13 protein-coding genes are annotated in these 16,848 nt (G+C 44.0%); 3 read left to right on the plus strand and 10 right to left on the minus strand.

The window, feature by feature from the left end; genetic code table 11:
• Window positions 1-8 precede the first annotated feature (8 nt).
• Entirely contained in the window at window positions 9-1,088 is a 1,080-nt protein-coding gene (gene proB / locus RG47T_RS05030) for a glutamate 5-kinase (RefSeq protein WP_074488412.1), read from the minus strand.
• Between the two features lie 277 nt (window positions 1,089-1,365).
• Between proB and RG47T_RS05035 the strand changes: the two genes are divergently transcribed.
• Together RG47T_RS05035 and RG47T_RS05040 are read left to right on the plus strand one after the other, a co-directional pair.
• On the plus strand, window positions 1,366-4,314 hold the full coding sequence (locus tag RG47T_RS05035) for a TonB-dependent receptor (RefSeq protein WP_074488413.1): 2,949 nt from the start codon (window positions 1,366-1,368) through the stop codon (window positions 4,312-4,314).
• Window positions 4,315-4,451: 137 nt separating this feature from the next.
• Window positions 4,452-4,796: a hypothetical protein gene (locus RG47T_RS05040; RefSeq protein WP_074488414.1), complete on the plus strand. Its 345-nt coding sequence runs from the start codon at window positions 4,452-4,454 to the stop codon at window positions 4,794-4,796.
• A gap of 129 nt (window positions 4,797-4,925) precedes the next feature.
• Here RG47T_RS05040 and RG47T_RS05045 read toward each other — a convergent pair whose 3' ends face one another.
• From RG47T_RS05045 to RG47T_RS05075, 7 genes are all read right to left on the minus strand, one after another.
• Window positions 4,926-6,176 carry a sulfate adenylyltransferase subunit 1 gene (locus RG47T_RS05045; RefSeq protein WP_074488415.1) on the minus strand — a complete coding sequence of 417 codons (1,251 nt, stop codon included), beginning with the start codon at window positions 6,174-6,176 and terminating at the stop codon, window positions 4,926-4,928.
• Window positions 6,176-7,081: a sulfate adenylyltransferase subunit CysD gene (cysD, locus tag RG47T_RS05050; RefSeq protein ID WP_171972476.1), complete on the minus strand. Its 906-nt coding sequence runs from the start codon at window positions 7,079-7,081 to the stop codon at window positions 6,176-6,178. Before cysD ends, RG47T_RS05045 begins: the two co-directional genes overlap by 1 nt.
• Window positions 7,074-7,802, minus strand: a complete 729-nt coding sequence (locus RG47T_RS05055) for a phosphoadenylyl-sulfate reductase (protein ID WP_074488416.1) — start codon at window positions 7,800-7,802, stop codon at window positions 7,074-7,076. Before RG47T_RS05055 ends, cysD begins: the two co-directional genes overlap by 8 nt.
• Before the next feature lie 2 nt (window positions 7,803-7,804).
• A complete protein-coding gene (locus RG47T_RS05060; RefSeq protein WP_074488417.1) occupies window positions 7,805-9,322 on the minus strand; it encodes a TSUP family transporter in 1,518 nt (505 codons plus the stop codon).
• Complete coding sequence (gene cobA / locus RG47T_RS05065; RefSeq protein WP_074488418.1) at window positions 9,300-10,091, minus strand: uroporphyrinogen-III C-methyltransferase; 792 nt, start codon at window positions 10,089-10,091, stop codon at window positions 9,300-9,302. Before cobA ends, RG47T_RS05060 begins: the two co-directional genes overlap by 23 nt.
• A 2-nt stretch (window positions 10,092-10,093) precedes the next feature.
• On the minus strand, window positions 10,094-12,187 hold the full coding sequence (locus RG47T_RS05070) for a ferredoxin-like domain-containing protein (RefSeq protein WP_074488419.1): 2,094 nt from the start codon (window positions 12,185-12,187) through the stop codon (window positions 10,094-10,096).
• Window positions 12,188-12,422: 235 nt separating this feature from the next.
• Window positions 12,423-12,860 carry an RrF2 family transcriptional regulator gene (locus tag RG47T_RS05075; RefSeq protein WP_074488420.1) on the minus strand — a complete coding sequence of 146 codons (438 nt, stop codon included), beginning with the start codon at window positions 12,858-12,860 and terminating at the stop codon, window positions 12,423-12,425.
• 150 nt (window positions 12,861-13,010) lie between these two features.
• Here RG47T_RS05075 and RG47T_RS05080 point away from each other — a divergent pair, with 150 nt between their 5' ends.
• Entirely contained in the window at window positions 13,011-13,511 is a 501-nt protein-coding gene (locus tag RG47T_RS05080) for a DinB family protein (RefSeq protein WP_074488421.1), read from the plus strand.
• A 16-nt stretch (window positions 13,512-13,527) separates the two neighbouring features.
• Here the strand turns inward: RG47T_RS05080 and RG47T_RS05085 are convergent, their stop codons facing one another.
• Window positions 13,528-14,664, minus strand: a complete 1,137-nt coding sequence (locus RG47T_RS05085; RefSeq protein WP_074488422.1) for a putative sensor domain DACNV-containing protein — start codon at window positions 14,662-14,664, stop codon at window positions 13,528-13,530.
• Window positions 14,665-14,820: 156 nt separating this feature from the next.
• On the minus strand, window positions 14,821-16,848 hold a 2,028-nt coding region (locus tag RG47T_RS05090), incomplete at its 5' end, for a glycoside hydrolase family 3 C-terminal domain-containing protein (protein WP_253187494.1).

Genomic DNA, 16,848 nt, shown 5'->3' on the forward strand with positions numbered 1-16,848 from the left:
GGTATTAATCAGGATTGTAAATATAGATAATCATAATGCACCAGCGGCTTTTCATTTTTCTTGCCTATGCGTTCGCGGGCTTTATCGGCACCATACTCGGCTATGCCCTGGCCAATTACTTTATGGTGTTCATCAATCAGCTTAATAATGTCGCCCTTTTTAAAATCTTCAATTATGCTCATAATCCCTACAGGCAGCAGGCTGGTAGCACGGCTGGATGTTAGTGCAGTTTTAGCGCCCTCGTTTACCTGTACTACACCGATTGCGTAGTTGCCCGAGTGTGCTATCCATTTCTTTTTACCCGAGGCCGATTTATTGGGTACAAAGCGCGTATGCTTAGTATTATTATTAAGCAGATCGGTCAATATATCATCTTTAGTACCATTGGCAATATGTACGGCTATACCTAATTGTGCCACTTTTTGCGACATGGTTGATTTCGTGATCATGCCGCCACGCCCAAATTGCGATTTGCTGGAACTGATGAAAGACGAGAAATCCATAGCCGAATTGCTGATTTCTTCCAGCAGGGATGAGCTTTCCAGTTTAGGGTCTCCATCGTAAATACCATCCACGTTACTCAAAATAATCAGTGCTTGTGCGTTCAGCATGGATGCTATTAAGCCGGCAAGTTCATCATTGTCGGTAAACATCAGTTCGGTAACCGAAACCACGTCGTTTTCATTTACAATGGGTAATACTTTGTGCTGTAATAAAATATCCAAACAGTTTTTCATGTTGAGATAGTGCGTACGGTCGCGAAAATCTTCTTTGGTTACCAGTACCTGCGAGCATAAGATCTGGTATTGCTCCAACAGTTGCGCATAGGTATTGATGAGTTTAACCTGGCCTACAGAGGCCAGCAACTGGCGGGCTGCAATATTATCCACCTTTTCGGGCAGGGTAATTAAACTCCGGCCGGATGCTACCGCGCCCGAAGACACCAGGATAACCTCTTTACCCGATGCATGGATTGCTGCAATTTGTTTAACCAGGTTGCTAATGCGGTTAACATCGGGCAACCCGTCTTTTTGTGTTAAAACGTTCGAACCTATTTTTATAACTATACGTTGGTAATTAAAAGCCATGGATAGGGGTTGTAATAGGGCAATATTACCAATATGCGTTTAGTTTTATGCCCTTTAAACACAATTAAATTATTTTTTCTACAATAATATTTGATAACTCGTATTATTTGATATTTTTGTATACTAATTCTATAGATAATGTATTCTACTGGAAATTATTTCATCTTACTTAAGTGCGCCATGCACACCCATAGTTGCTGTTGTTGCTAACTGAGCCCCTTTGTTTGCAATTATTACACTAACTAAAATCTCTTAATCCACTTTTTAATCTTACTGCATGAAAATTTCTACGTATTTACGTTTCCTTGGGCTACTTATGGTTTTGCTGCCCGGCATAGCTGCTGCCCAGCTTAATGGCACTTATGTGCTTAGCGGCAAAGTTAACGATGACCAGCGCCAGCCGCTTTCCGGCGTAACCATCCGCATAAAAGGCACACCAAATGCTACCACCAGCAATAAGGATGGTAAGTTTAGCCTTACCACCAATATTAAATTTCCTTATACCCTTGTATTTACTTATGTAGGTTTCCAACCTCAGGAATTTGAAATTAAGAATACCAATAACCAACTGAATGTACAGTTAACCACCCAAAATATATTAGCTAATGAGGTGGTTGTAACGGCATCGCGCAGGGAGGAAAAACTTTTAAAATCGCCTGTGGCTATAGAAAAGCTGACCATCAACGCGCTGAAACAATCGCCCGGCCCTGGTTTTTATGATGCGCTGGAGAATGTGAAAGGTGTACAGATGACCACCACCAGTATCACCCTTAAAGTGCCTAATACCCGTGGTTTTAACAGCCCCAACAATTTTAGGTTTATGCAACTGGCAGATGGCGTGGATATGCAGTCGGCAACATTGGGTGTACCGCTGGGTAATGCCATTGGCCCAACCGAGCTGGATATTGCCAGTATTGAAATTACGCCTGGCGCTGCTGCTGCTTTGTATGGTACCAATGCCATTAACGGCTTATCGAACCTGTTCACTAAAGATCCGTTTAAATATCAGGGACTTAGCATATACCATCGCACCGGTTTAAATCACGTTGGTAACGACCCGCTTGGTGCAAGTTTAATGACCGAGGATGCCTTTAGATACGCTAAAGCCTTTAATGATAAGTTTGCCTTTAAAGTTAACTTTAGTTATATGCAGGGTAAAGACTGGCAGTCTGATACCCGTAAAGATCAAAACCCCGGCAATCTGGCAACGGCTAACCCTGCTTACCCCGAGCTAACGGGTAAAAATAATGCAGCCTACGATGGCTGGAACAAATATGGAGATGATGCCCTTGCCGGTAGTAATACGGTATCTATTAAAGGTATTACAGTAAATGGTGTTGCCAGGCCAAACTTAACCGTGGCCCGTACAGGTTACAATGAAGTTGACCTGGTGAACCCACAGGTGCATAACTTAAAAGCCGATGCAACACTGGCTTATAAATTAACGCCAACTACATTACTGTCGTACACCTATCGCTACGGTAACCTGGATGGTGTTTTTCAACGGGGAAATAAGATAGCACTAAATGGTGCATCGGTGCAAAATCATAAGGTTGAGCTGAAAGCTAAAACCTTTCTAATCCGTGCTTACGAATCGATAGAAAATACAGGAAAATCTTACAACGTAAAACCACTGGCAGACAACCTGGATTTGAACCATGCCAGTAATTCGGTATGGGGTACTACTTATAAAAATGCGCTTACTGCGTATGGCAACGCCAACGGCGGTTTAACATCTGCCAACTTTGCTGCGGCTAACAATGCCGCACGTGCGGCTGCTGATGCCGGCAGGGTAGAGCCCGGAACGGCGGCCTTTGATCAGCTTAAAAATACCATTATCGGAATTAATAACTGGGATATTAAATCGAGCCTGATCCCTAATGCCCCGGCTACTGGTGGTGCTGCGCTGATTCAAAAAAGCCATATGTATAATGCCGAGGCCCAATGGGATTTAACAGACAAGGTAAAGTTTGTTGACCTGCTGGTGGGTGGCGATGTGCGAATTTATGAACTGATACCAGACGGTAATAACTTTGTTGATTTTAGCCGCCCAATATCTGAAAGAAGCGTACAATTGCCAGACGGTAGCTATGGCGATAATGTATATTACAGAAAGTACGGCGCGTTTACCCAGGTAACCAAAACCTTTTTTGATAATAAACTGAAATTATTTGGTTCGTTACGGTGGGATTATAACCCTGATTTCAAGCCTAAATTTACGCCTCGTTTGGCAGCAGTTTACTCGGTTAATGAGAATCATAACTTCAGGTTTACGTTCCAAAACGGGTATCGGTTCCCATCTTTATTTGAGGCGCTGTCTTTTGTAAACAATGGCCGTGTGCGCCGTGTGGGTAGCCTACCTTTTATTAATGATGGCTTAGGTTATTTGGGTAATAGTTATACCCAAGCTTCTGTGGCAGCATTTAACGCTGCTGTTAAAGCTGCGCCAGGGGCTGCCAGTGGTACGGATGCTACCGCTTTAGCTAACAGAAGCTTACTGCAGGTGGCAGATTTACCTGCAGCGCGCCCTGAACAAATTACCTCTTTTGAAGTAGGGTATAAAGGCATCTTCTTTGATAATAAAGTATTCTTAGATATTGATGCTTACAGCAATGTTTACAACGGCTTTTTAGGCCAGGAACAGGTTTACGTACCCAACGGCGCTAATGTTGGGTCTGACGCCGCCGTATTATCCATGCTGGATATTAACCGCGACCCTACAACCGCTACCACCACAAATGCTGCCAGCCAGGGGCAAAGCAGATACCGCGTATATACGAATGCAAAAAAGAGCTATAACAACGTGGGTTCATCAGCAGGTATCAGCTATAATTTCTATAAACGGTACACCGTATCTGCAAATGGGAGCTTTAATAAACTGTTAACGTCAGAAAAAGGTGATGTATTTTTAACCGGCTTTAACACGCCCGAGTGGTCTACAAATGTTTCATTTGGTAACCGTGAGTTATTTAAGAATGTAGGTTTTAACGTAGTTTACAAATGGCAGGAAGCTTATTTATGGGAAAGCCCGCTGGTTACCGGCAGGGTGCCCGCTATCGGTACATTTGATGCACAGGCTACCCTGCGTGTACCTGCTTATTACGCCACCTTTAAATTTGGAGCTACAGATATATTTAACAAGCGCTACATACAATATGCAGGTGGCCCAACCATTGGCGGCTTGTATTATGTATCTGTTACATTGGATGGTTTGCTGAGTAAGTAACTAAGAGGCATTGTAAATGCCCGATTTTTAAGCATGCGTTGCAAATGCGCGCAAGTAATAAAAGCTGTTTGGCGATTGCCAAACAGCTTTTATTTTTTAAAGAAAATTTATAGTTTGCAATACATCAATTATCACAAATGAAAAAACTATTAATGCTGATTATGCTGTTGTTACCAATGTGGGTAATGGCACAAACAGATTCACTTACCGGCAAAGCTAAAGAGCAGTACTGCATGGTTACAGAAGCGCCAAAAACGCTTTCGACTGCTGTTAATATTTCTGTCGACTTTGGCCAGCCGACAAGCCTTTTTGGCTCTAATAAATTAAGGGATGAGGCTGGTAAGGTTAAAACCTTTCACTCAATTATTGACGCATTGAATTATATGGCCTCACTTGGGTGGGAGCTTGTAAATTCTAACGTAATCATCAGCGGAGCGGAGAGCTATACTACTCGTTATATTATGAAAAGGAAAATCGAATAAATAATCTATTCCGCTCATAATTAGGTGCTTTTTAACATCCTCTTCTTGGGAGACGGCTGCGGAGAAGTTAACGCAAAAACCCCGAATTTTCGGGGCTTTTGTTGTTTTAGAATGATATGATTATAATTATTAATCCGCGTTAGCGCGAAGCATCAGGGCTCCTACAGTTACATTGGTGCGGCTATCTATAATAATTGCACCCCCGCTGTTATTGTTGTTCTGGTACAGATCAAAAACCAGCGGATCGGCTGTTTTAATGATAATGCGGCCGATGTCGTTTAATTTAAAATCCTCACCGTATTCTTTCTCAAGCGTATTGATATTCACTTTGTATAGCACCTCTTGTATGCGGGCACGGGTAACCTTGCTATTGTGCTGAATTAAGTAGGTTAGCGAAGTATCCAGTGCGCGGGTATCCATCCAGCACAGGTCGGCTTCTATCAGTTGTGATACTTGTGGCTTTAGGGCATTGCTTACCAACACATCGCCGCGGCTAATGTCGATGTCATCTTTCAACCTAACGGTTACAGATAATCCGGCTCCGGCTTCTTCAAATTGCTTATCCAGCAACTCAATATGTTCTACTGTTGATGTAAAGCCGGATGGCAGTACGGTAACCTTATCATTAACTCTTAATGATCCACTCAGGATGCGGCCTGCATAACCACGATAATCATGCAATTCATCTGTTTGCGGGCGAACTACCCATTGTACAGGCAGGTAAGCATGTGTTACGCTGGCATCGATGGCTATCTCTACTGTCTCTAAATGATCGAGCAGACTTTTGCCGGTGTACCAATCCGTATTTTTAGATGGGTTAACTATGTTATCGCCCTTAAGCGCACTCACCGGGATATAGGTGATATTAGATAAACCAACTTTTGATGCCAGTTGCTGATAATCTTTAACGATTTCGTTAAAACGATCCTCAGAAAAATCAACCATATCCATCTTGTTCACGGCTACCACCACCTGAGGTAATCCCAATAGCGATACCAAAAACGAGTGTCGAATAGTTTGCTCAATAACACCTTTACGGGCATCGATCAAAATAATAGCCAGGTTTGAGTTTGATGCACCGGTAACCATGTTACGGGTGTACTGGATATGGCCAGGAGCATCGGCAATGATGAATTTGCGTTTCTCGGTCTGGAAGTATTTATAGGCCACATCGATGGTAATACCTTGCTCGCGCTCGGCTTTTAGTCCATCCGTTAATATAGCCAGATCGATGGTGCCGTCGTCGTTTTTACGGTTCGAACTTTGGAGGGCTTCCAGTTGATCGGCCAGAATAGATTCACTATCGTAAAGCAGGCGACCAATCAGCGTGCTCTTGCCATCGTCTACACTGCCGGCAGTTATAAATTTTAATATTTCCATTAAAAATATCCTCCTTTCTTGCGGTCTTCCATGGCAGCTTCAGATACCTTGTCGTCCATCCGAGCACCACGTTCACTTATTTTAGAGGCACTTATTTCGTTAATAATATCGTCAATTTCAAATGCGTATGATTCAACCGCGGCGGTACAGGTCATATCGCCCACGGTACGAAAGCGTACATTGCGGTTTTCAATTATATCTTCGCTATCCATGTTTAAAAACTCGGATGCAGCCATCAGTTGGCCGTTGCGGGTAATACAATCGCGCTGGTGTGCAAAGTAGATGGTAGGCAATGGAATGTTCTCGCGGCGGATGTAGTTCCATACGTCCAGCTCCGTCCAGTTACTGATCGGGAACACACGTACGTTTTCGCCTTTGTTAATCTTGCCGTTAAATATGTTCCAAAGCTCGGGGCGCTGGCGTTTGGGGTCCCACTGGCCAAATTCATCACGTACAGAAAATATCCGCTCTTTGGCACGGGCTTTTTCTTCGTCGCGGCGTGCGCCACCAATACAGGCATCAAACTGGTGCTTGGCAATGGTGTTTAACAGGGTAACGGTTTGCAAGGCATTGCGGCTTGCGTTTTTGCCTTTTTGTTCTAACACGTTGCCGTTATCAATATCATCCTGTACATAACCTACGATCAGCTTTTCGCCAATACGTTTAATCATGTCATCGCGATAATCAATCGTTTCCTGAAAGTTATGGCCGGTATCGATATGCACCAGCGGAAAAGGAAACTTGCCGGGGCGAAACGCTTTTATTGCTAAATGTACCAGCGTTATAGAATCTTTACCTCCTGAAAATAAAAGTGCAGGTTTCTCAAACTGGCCTGCAACCTCGCGTAAAATATAGATCGCCTCTGCCTCAAGCTCGTCCAGGTAATCCAGGTTGTACTTACTCATTTGTTATTAAATTATTATCATGGCCAACATGCAGCCCACATTCTTTTTTAGATTGATCTTCCCACCACCAGCGGCCGGCCCTAAAGTCTTCGCCGGGTTGTACAGCACGGGTGCATGGTGCGCATCCTATGCTGGGGAAACCACGATCGTGCAATATATTGTAAGGTATATTATTTGCCTTTATGTATTCTTTAACCTCGTCTATCGTCCAATTATAAATAGGATGAAATTTAACAATTTGATTTGATTCGTCCCACTCAATTGGCTCCATAAATTGGCGGTTGGCAGATTGCTCTGCCCTGATACCGGTAATCCATAATTTGTTGCCGTTTAGGGCGCGTTTTAGAGGTTCAATTTTTCGGATATTACAACATTCCTTCCGGTTATCTACCGACTCATAAAAGGAATTGGGTCCCTTGGCATCCACCATACGCTGCAATGCCTCATGCTGCGGATAGTAGGCGTGGATCTGTTTGCCATACATTTCCAGCGTGCGGTTCCATACGTAATAAGTTTCGGGGAATAAACGGCCTGTTTCTAAAGTAAATACTTTAATGGGCAGGTTGTTTTTGAAGATCATGTGCGTTATGGCTTGGTCTTCCCAACCGAAACTGGTAGAAAATATGATCTCTCCGGGGAAAAGCTCAGCCAGATTAGCCAATGCTTCTACCGGGTCGAGGCCTTCGGTATGTTGTTTGATATGTTCGAGTACCTTGCTCATTGTTAAATAACCTTTAATACAAAATTGATGATACTTCTTAAACTGATGAGTATTACAATTACAGAAACCGAGATCATGATGGCTTTGGTCGAGATCTTATTAGAGATCCGCGCAGCAATAGGTGATGCCAGCGCACTACCTATTACTAAACCAGCCACGGCCTCCCAGTGAGCGCCGTTGAGCATGGCAATAAAGGTAAGCGAGCTCATTAAGGCAATAAAAAATCTTGATAGTTTAACCGTACCTAACGAAAAGCGTGGATTACGGCCACCCGCTATCAATGAAGATAACACGATTGAGCCCCAGCCACCGCCACCAACAGCATCTATAAAACCACCCCCCAAGCCTAAAAAACGAATATTTTTAATTTTGGCTGATGATCTCTTTGCTTTCAGATCTAATGCTTTGCGGAAGATGACAATACCTAAAATTAGGGTATATAAGGATACTACTGGTTTGGTGTATTGTGCATAATGCTCTAACGACGAGATCAAATAAGCACCCGTCATGGCACCGATAATGCCCGGAATAAGCAGTAGCCAAAATAGTTTCCAGTTAATATTATTCATGCGGTAGTGCATCCAGCCGGCAATACCGTTGCTCATGATCTCTGATAAGTGCACACCCATACTTGCAGTAGCAGGAGGGATGCCCATAGATAAAGAGAACGTGGTTGAGGTAACACCGTATGACATGCCGATAGCACCATCTATAAAGGCAAACACAAAGCCTGCGCCTAAAAAGTAATAAAATATGGGGTTGATGCCTTCCACATAATTTTTAAACTCCGGATTTCTGAACCATAATATCGAAACTACAATGGCAATAGAGGCTACAATAGTGCCCCAGATAATCCACCGGAAAAGGCTCTTAAATTTGGAATGAGGTTTGGATTTAACTAATACTGATGTTACCTCGTTCAGTTTTTTTACCTTATCGGTAAAGTCTCCCTTTAAGGTATTGCGCAGGGTACTGAGTTGTTGGAGCGTGGTGTCAATTTCCTCGGGTAAGCCTTCGTTTAAAACCTCCTTTAATCTCTTGGCTACCGTAGGCGATTTACCATTGGTTGATATCGCTATTTTAAGATCTCCTTTTTGTACGATAGAGCCGAGGTAAAAATCACATAGCGATGGTTTATCGGCCACGTTGATGAGTAACTTACGCTCGTGTGCGGCTTCTCTAATGAGGATGTTTAATACACTATCATTAGTGGCAGCCACTACAATATCGGCACCGTCCAGGTCTTGTTCTTCAAATAGTTTTTCGTGAATAGTAACCGTGCTGTATGCTGTAGCCAGCAAGTATACTTCTGTAGAGACCTTTAGGGCAATAATAGTCACCTTTGCAAGCGGACTATTATTGAGCAGGGCTGTCAGTTTTTCTAAACCAACATTACCGGCGCCAATAAGTACCGTGTGCAAGTCATTCAGCTTTAAAAAAACAGGGAACAGTTGATTGCCGCCTGCTGCTTTTTCGTCGCTTAATGTGCTTAAGCTATTATTCCTGGGCAACGATGTCATAAAATTCCCTGATGGGTTGAAATTTAGGATGTAACGACACTACTTCTCCAAATATAATTAGTGCGGGCGATTTGATCTTGTTCTCTTCGGCAACTTCTACAATGGTGTCTACCACACCGATAGCCACTTTTTCTTCCCTGGTCGATCCGCTTTGGATCACCGCAACCGGTAGTTTATTTTTACCTTCTTTTTTATAGATTTCTACAATTTCGGCCAGTTTATGGATACCCATTAAGACAACCACAGTTGCTTTGCTGCGTGCAGCTTCATACAAATCGCCGGAAATCTCTCCGTTTGAGGTAGTACCAGTAACCACCCAAAAGCTCTCGCTTAAGCCGCGATGTGTTACCGGTATATTTTGTAAGCCCGGTACCGAAATGGAACTCGAAATACCCGGAATAACCTGCGCCGGGATGCTATATGAAGCAGCAAAATCCAGCTCCTCATACCCGCGGCCAAATACAAACGGGTCGCCGCCTTTTAAGCGCACCACATGGCCGTAGTTAATGGCATAGTCAATCATCAGTTTGTTAACCGCATCCTGTGAGTAGGAGTGATCGCCAGAGCGTTTACCTACATATACTTTGTGCGCATGGGCAGGAGCAAAGTCAAGCAACTCATTATTCACCAGGGCATCATACAAAACCACATCGGCAGTTTGAAGGGCTTTAATACCTTTAAGCGTTATTAATTCCGCATCGCCGGGGCCTGCGCCCACCAGGGTAATGCGTGGTTCTTTAACCGCTGTTTTAGTTTGGGTTTGTATCATAGTTATACTAATGCCTCTCTTTTTGCTTTAATGCCATCTAAAAATGAAGTTGCTTCTGCCAAATATTGCGTGGCAAACTCCTGCGATGGTTCATTCTGATTAATTTGTAATATCAGCTCGCTAAAGCTGCTTTTCAATGTTATTTCTTGAGTGTCTACGTAGTTTACGTCAAACTCTTTGATAATGCCGGTTTGGGTGCTCATGTTAATGTTTTTTTGCAGCAGCAATGCTTTAGCACCGCTCACCATTACATTGTAGCTATGATAAATGGCATCGGCCCATCTACTTTCGTTATAAGCTTCATTTGCCCAACCTAACTTTTCGTCGGTTTCGTAAAGCAGGGTGGCAACTAGGTCTATTACTACGCCGGCACATTCGCCTACGCCAATAGCGGTTGCAAAGGTTTCTACGTGGCCCCAGTCTACAAACTCATCGTCGGTTAGGGTGCTTAAATCGGCCAGCGGTTTTAATAACTGGTAAAAATAATCTTTACCGAAACGATCGTAATAACCGTGGAAGTTTTCGTCGGCAATAGAATTTGCCTGGTAATCATCCAATACCGCTCTTAAAACATGTGTGGCACGTTTGGCAGGTACTTTAATTACTTTATCTGCCGCGCGGCCTACGCCGTTGCCAACAGTACCGCCACCTAATAACACCTGTACAGATGGCAGTACGGCTTTGCCTGATTTTAGTGAACTGCCGTGGAAACCGATATGTGCCAAACCATGCTGACCGCAGGAGTTCATACACCCGCTGATCTTAATTTTTATCTCGCGGTTATAAATTAGCTGCTCATATTCATTGTAAATCACATCTTCCAGCACCTTAGATAAGGTCATGCTGTTAGAGATACCCAGGTTACAGGTATCTGTACCGGGGCAGGTGGTTACATCGGCTACGCTATCAAAGCCCGGTGCTGCAAGGTCGATGCTTTCCAGCGCTTCGTAAAGTGCAGGTAAAGATGCTTTACGGGCATATTTCAGCATTAATCCTTGGTTTTGGGTGATACGGATTTCATCGGCCACATAAGGGCTTATGGCTGCTACCAATTTGCGGGCAGTGTTTGATGGAATATCGCCCACAGGTACTTTTACAAATACACCGTAAAAGTCTGTTTGCTTTTGTTCAAATACGTTTGTAGCTAACCACTGCTCGTAACGTAGTGGGTTTTTAAGTTCTTCGGCTGTTAATGCGTTTTCAATTAACAGGGGTGGTTGAGGCTGTGCAATAACATCCCTGTTTATGTTAAAGAATTTAAACTTGTTGGCTGTTTTCTCAATGGCTGCTAAGTTCAGCAATTCATCAAGCCCGATCTTTTGAACCAGGAATTTAAGGCGTGCCTTATTTCTGTTGGTACGTTCGCCATTACGGTCGAACACACGGATAATGGCTTCGATGTAAGGGATCAATTCGTCTTCGGGCAAAAACTCTTCTACCGCATGAGCCAGTGACGGTTGTGCACCAAGGCCGCCACCTAATAATACTTTAAAGCCGCGGCTACCGTCTGCTTTCAGTTTTGGGATAAAACCCAGATCGTGGATATAAGAGAAACTGGTATCAGCTTCGCTGGATGAAAAGGAGATCTTGAACTTACGGCCCATATCCTGGCAGATAGGGTTGCGTAGAAAATATTCGAACACAGCGTGCGCGTAAGGCGAAACATCAAACGGCTCCAGTGGGTCGATGCCCGATGTTGCAGATGCAGTTACATTACGTACAGTGTTACCGCATGCTTCGCGTAGGGTAATTTCATCTTGCTCCAGTTCGGCCCAAAGTTGTGGTGTGCGGTCAAGACTTACATAATGGATCTGGATATCCTGGCGGGTGGTTAAGTGCAGGTTGCTGCTACCATACTCGTCTGAGATATCGGCAATGCGTAGTAGTTGTTTAAAGGTTACTTTACCGAAAGGCAATTTAATACGCACCATTTGTACACCCGGCTGGCGCTGGCCATATACGCCGCGTGCCAGGCGCAGGCTCCTGAACTTTTCATCGTGGATTTTGCCTTCACGAAACGCACGGATCTTTTTCTCCAGGTCTATGATGTCCTTCTCAACTATCGGGTTTTCCAGTTCTGTTCTGAAACTTTGCATGTCGGCAATTATGTTATTATAAAAAAAACCCCTTCGGCTGCGGCTGAAGGGGCGTATATGATCGAAATTATACAGCTACAGCCAATATTATTGCTTATTAATGCAGCAATACATGCAGGCGCAAATGAGTGTATGATTAATTTTCATCGTTGTTATACCCCAAATATATATATACTATAGAGAAGTTGTAGTATATTTTTGAAAAATTTATCTTATGTATTTCTAATGATGTTTTTTATTGGATGAGGGTAAGTCCGCTTTCGCGCGAAATAACATCCGCAATACTGGTTTCAGAGAGTATTTTGAGGGTAGCATCCCTCACTTCAACAAATACATCCCTAATGCCGCAGGTTGTTTCCTGGTGGCACTCATCACAGCGGTGGTAGAAGTTTAAACTGGCACAGGGCACCATGGCAATAGGGCCGTCTGTAATACGCATAATGCTTACCAGGTAAATGTCTTTTGGGTCTTTATTAAGGCTGTAGCCGCCGCCTGCACCTTTTTTGCTGTACAAGTAACCGGAGTTACGCAGCTCCAGGAGTATTTGTTCAAGAAATTTCTTGGGTATTTTTTCCAGTTCTGCAATTTTTGAGATCTGCATAGGTGGCTGATCAGCATTTTTCCCCAGAATTACGAGTGCTTTGATAGCGTATTTGGTTTTTTTCGACAGCATTTTATCTATAACAACTTACAAATGTACAAGAAAGAAATATAGGTATAATAATTTGAATTTTATTAAAAGTTAAAACATCAATATTTTAAAATAACATGCCTGTGCTTCACTGCTTTTTTTAATCTTTGTAGCTAAATTATTTAATGCGCTATGTACCGTCATATTCAGGACTTTCTCAACGATTGGAAACAGGAAGAAAGCAATACCGTCAAGATTTTTTCTGAAATAACTGAAGAAACCAAATCGCAAAAAATAAATGAAAATGTGCGTTCGCTCGAGCGTTTAGCCTGGCACATTGCCCATACCATTACAGAAATGGGCACTAAAGCAGGTTTATTTGAAACCGATCCGCTAGAAGATATGCCCATTCCGGCCACATTTGCAGAGGTAATGGAAACCTATAAACGCAACAGTGCATTGCTGGCCCAAACCGTACCCGGTAAATGGACAGATTCATCTTTAGAGGAAGAAGTACCGATGTATGGCGAGAACTGGAAAAAAGGTAAGATCCTTTCTGTTCTGGCAGCCCATGAAGCGCATCACCGCAGCCAGATGACCATTATTATGCGGATGCTGGGTTTGCCTGTACCAGGTTTATATGGCCCATCTAAAGAAGAGTGGATTGCTTATGGTATGCCTGCTGCAGAATAATTGCTTTCACATACAATTACAACAACAATACATCAATACGGTGCGCGTGTACCATGTTTAATCCCTGGTTCCAGGCGAAGATGGTAAAGTTGCCGTCTTGCGAAGCCACCAGGGCAATAGCATCATGCTGATCGTGTACAAATTGGGCGGCAGCCAAATGGCGTGTGCCACCATTTTGTGCAGGGTGCATACGGCAGGCGGTTGATTCTATAATCGGTTCTGTAACTACAATTTCCTCTATCGGCACACTGTTTTCGGCCCGTGCAATTTTAGCGCCAAATGCCAGCAACTGGTGGTTTTGGGTTACAATGGTTGCGCCATCTACCGCCGTAAAGCCGCCAATAATATCAACGCCCTGCATCAGGCGTTCCTGCCATTCGAGGCTGTTGCGTTGGTCAGCATCCTGATCGAATAACTCTGTAATGGCCGTATAAGGAGGTTCTACCGGGTAGCTAATGGGTTGCACGATAGATTTACGCCATTTATCCGAATCGTTTGGCACAACCAGCACAATGCCACCCCGGTGGTGCGACCGCATAGATGCAGCCAGTTCAACCCAAACATTTACCGAGTTAGACAGGTAGGATGGAAGCGGCATCCCCAGCAAAGAAATCAGCAGATCGGGGCCCATACCCGAGTTGTTTTCGTCAACTATCTTGATCTTGTCGCCTTTGAGGATGGCGATGTTTACAAATTTACCAAAGCCATCAATGCGGCTGTGTTTAATTACCACCAGCCCGGGTTCAATAACCTCTAGCACAAAACAGATGTGTGGGATACCATGTGTGGTTCCCCAGATATAAACGTCGTCGCCCTCGTTCCATACTGCTAAATGGATGCCAGGGTTCTCTACCGCAGGCGATAGTTTATTAAGATTGTGCGGCGTTAACCTCAGCTTACGCCCAAAAAGCAATGGCCTGTCGGCCTGCTCAGGGCGCAACAGTGCGATAGAAATTTTAGGCGAATGGCCTTCTTCCCGCTGTAAGCTGGCCCAAAAAGCAGCATCGATCACGGCTTCAATAATATGCACGGGTGGTTCGTCGGCCAGGTTGGTTTTACCCATTTGCCGCGCCGCACTCAGGTGCATTGCAAAGTGCGATTCGATGGTAGAAGCTACCATGCGGGCAGCCAGGTATGAGGGTTCAGATAACATTTAATTTCAGGGTATAATACAAAGCTATAATATATATTATTTAATTAAATACCGCAACACCGTTGCTATTGAATATGACCTCAAGTAAACACATTAAGGCATAAAAAAAGCCTTTCAGAATTAACTGAAAGACTTCTCGAGATATAGATGATTGATTTAATTGATATTTACAGTTGTGGTTTGCTTTACATCTTTTGATGAGGTACCGGCAAGCAGTTTATATTTACCGGGTTCTACCACCCATTTCATTTTTGTGGCATCAAAATAAGCCAAATCTTTAACCGGTATTTTAAGGCTTACTGTAGCCGTTTGCCCGGCAGCTATCCATACTTTTTTAAAGGCTTTCAGCTCTTTCTCCGCACGTTCAACAGCCGAACCGGATTTGTGTACATACAGTTGAACGGTTTCTTTACCGGCATACTTACCGGTGTTTTTTACCTTAATTGTAGCGGTAATATTGTCGGTGGTTTTGTATGCTTTTCTGTCGGCATAAAGGCCGTCATAATCATAATCGGTATAAGATAAACCATAACCGAAGCAGTATAAAGGATCGATGTTTTTGGTATCGTACCAGCGGTAGCCCACTAAAATACCTTCTTTATAATCTACCTTATGGTCTTTACCCGGGTAAGCATCTAAGGCATGCGCCGGAGAATCTTTTAACGAAGCCGGGAAGGTAAACGGTAGCTTGCCCGATGGGTTGATCTTGCCGATTAAAACGTCGGCCAGGGCGTTGCCGTTTTCAGAACCGTTATACCATGACCATACAATGGTGTGGTTATTTTTTTTAATAGCGCCAATATCATAAGGTGCGCCACCAACTACCACTACAATGGTGTTGGGGTTAGCGGCTGTTACAGCATCAATAAGCGTTTGCTCGCCAAATGGTAAGGATAGGTCTTTACGGTCGCGGCCTTCGCTTTCATAGTCGCGGTTGGCACCCACAAATAAGATCGCCATATCGGTTGATTTAGCCACTGCTACCGCCTGGGTTACCATGGCGGAGTCTGAATGGTTATAATCATCGCCCATGTGGTTATCCTTAGTTGGGATGTAAACGCCCGAATAGCCTTGTGCAAACTTGATATTCACCTTATTACCTAACCTGTTTTTTAAACCGGCTAGCGCCGTAATTTCATATTTAGCCTTAACACCTGCACCAAAGCCGCCTAAGTGGAAGGTATGGGTAGCGTTATCGCCAATTACGGCAATGCTTTTAATGGCTGATGTATTTAGCGGCAACAGGTGCTTAGCATTCTTTAACAACACAATTGATTCTGAAGCGATGTCATAAGCAGTTTTGCCATGTGCCGGTGTAGCCATGCTGCCTTTTGGCTGGTTAGCGCTTAATGAGGTTTGGTACATTACCCACAGTATGCGGCGTACTTTAGCATCGATAGTTTTTACACTTACCTTGCCTGCCTTTACAGAATCGAGCAGCGGTTTGGCAAAAAAGTAAGCATCGTATTTTTCGCCCGAACCCATTTCGAGGTCGAGGCCGTGGTTGGCTGCGTTAACTGTGCTGTGTGTGCCGCCCCAGTCGCTCATCACTAAGCCTTTAAATTTCCATTCGCCTTTTAAGATCTTGTTTAGCAGGTAATCATTCTCAGAACAATACACGCCACGCAGCTTGTTATAGGCCGACATGATAGTCCATGCACCGCCTTCTGTAATCGAAGCCTTAAATGCCGGTAAATATATTTCGCGGAGTGTACGCTCATCTACATTTACACTTATAAAATCACGTTCTACTTCCTGGTTGTTTACCGCAAAGTGTTTAACACAGGCAGCCACGTGCTGGCTTTGTATCCCTTTTACAGAAGCCACAGCTAGGCGCGAGTTTAAGAATGGGTCTTCAGAATAATATTCATAAGTACGGCCGCAAAGCGGGGTACGTGCTATGTTAAAAGCAGGGGCAAGCATAATTTGCTTGTTGCGGGCACGGGCTTCTTCGCCCATATCGTGGCCGTAACGGTAGGCCAGCTCGGGGTTCCAGGTAGCAGCCAGGGCCGATCCGTTAGGGAAAAACGTAGCCGAATCTGTAAGCAGGTTGGCAGATGCCCATCCGGGTTTAATTTCTTCGCGTACGCCCAGGGGGCCGTCATCACTAACCAGTTGGGGTATACCCAAACGTTTTACACCTGCCGATGAAAATAAACCGCTGGCATGCACCATGGCTATTTT

Origin of the sequence: Mucilaginibacter polytrichastri, from assembly GCF_001911425.1 — a bacterium.
Taxonomy (GTDB): Bacteria; Bacteroidota; Bacteroidia; order Sphingobacteriales; family Sphingobacteriaceae; genus Mucilaginibacter; species Mucilaginibacter polytrichastri.

Bases quoted from the DNA above. Each gene is read 5' to 3' on its own strand.
- proB (WP_074488412.1), bottom strand. From the start codon at position 1,088: ATGGCTTTTAATTACCAACGTATAGTTATAAAAATAGGTTCGAACGTT.
- RG47T_RS05035 (WP_074488413.1), top strand. From the start codon at position 1,366: ATGAAAATTTCTACGTATTTACGTTTCCTTGGGCTACTTATGGTTTTG.
- RG47T_RS05040 (WP_074488414.1), top strand. From the start codon at position 4,452: ATGAAAAAACTATTAATGCTGATTATGCTGTTGTTACCAATGTGGGTA.
- RG47T_RS05045 (WP_074488415.1), bottom strand. From the start codon at position 6,176: ATGGAAATATTAAAATTTATAACTGCCGGCAGTGTAGACGATGGCAAG.
- cysD (WP_171972476.1), bottom strand. From the start codon at position 7,081: ATGAGTAAGTACAACCTGGATTACCTGGACGAGCTTGAGGCAGAGGCG.
- RG47T_RS05055 (WP_074488416.1), bottom strand. From the start codon at position 7,802: ATGAGCAAGGTACTCGAACATATCAAACAACATACCGAAGGCCTCGAC.
- RG47T_RS05060 (WP_074488417.1), bottom strand. From the start codon at position 9,322: ATGACATCGTTGCCCAGGAATAATAGCTTAAGCACATTAAGCGACGAA.
- cobA (WP_074488418.1), bottom strand. From the start codon at position 10,091: ATGATACAAACCCAAACTAAAACAGCGGTTAAAGAACCACGCATTACC.
- RG47T_RS05070 (WP_074488419.1), bottom strand. From the start codon at position 12,187: ATGCAAAGTTTCAGAACAGAACTGGAAAACCCGATAGTTGAGAAGGAC.
- RG47T_RS05075 (WP_074488420.1), bottom strand. From the start codon at position 12,860: ATGCTGTCGAAAAAAACCAAATACGCTATCAAAGCACTCGTAATTCTG.
- RG47T_RS05080 (WP_074488421.1), top strand. From the start codon at position 13,011: ATGTACCGTCATATTCAGGACTTTCTCAACGATTGGAAACAGGAAGAA.
- RG47T_RS05085 (WP_074488422.1), bottom strand. From the start codon at position 14,664: ATGTTATCTGAACCCTCATACCTGGCTGCCCGCATGGTAGCTTCTACC.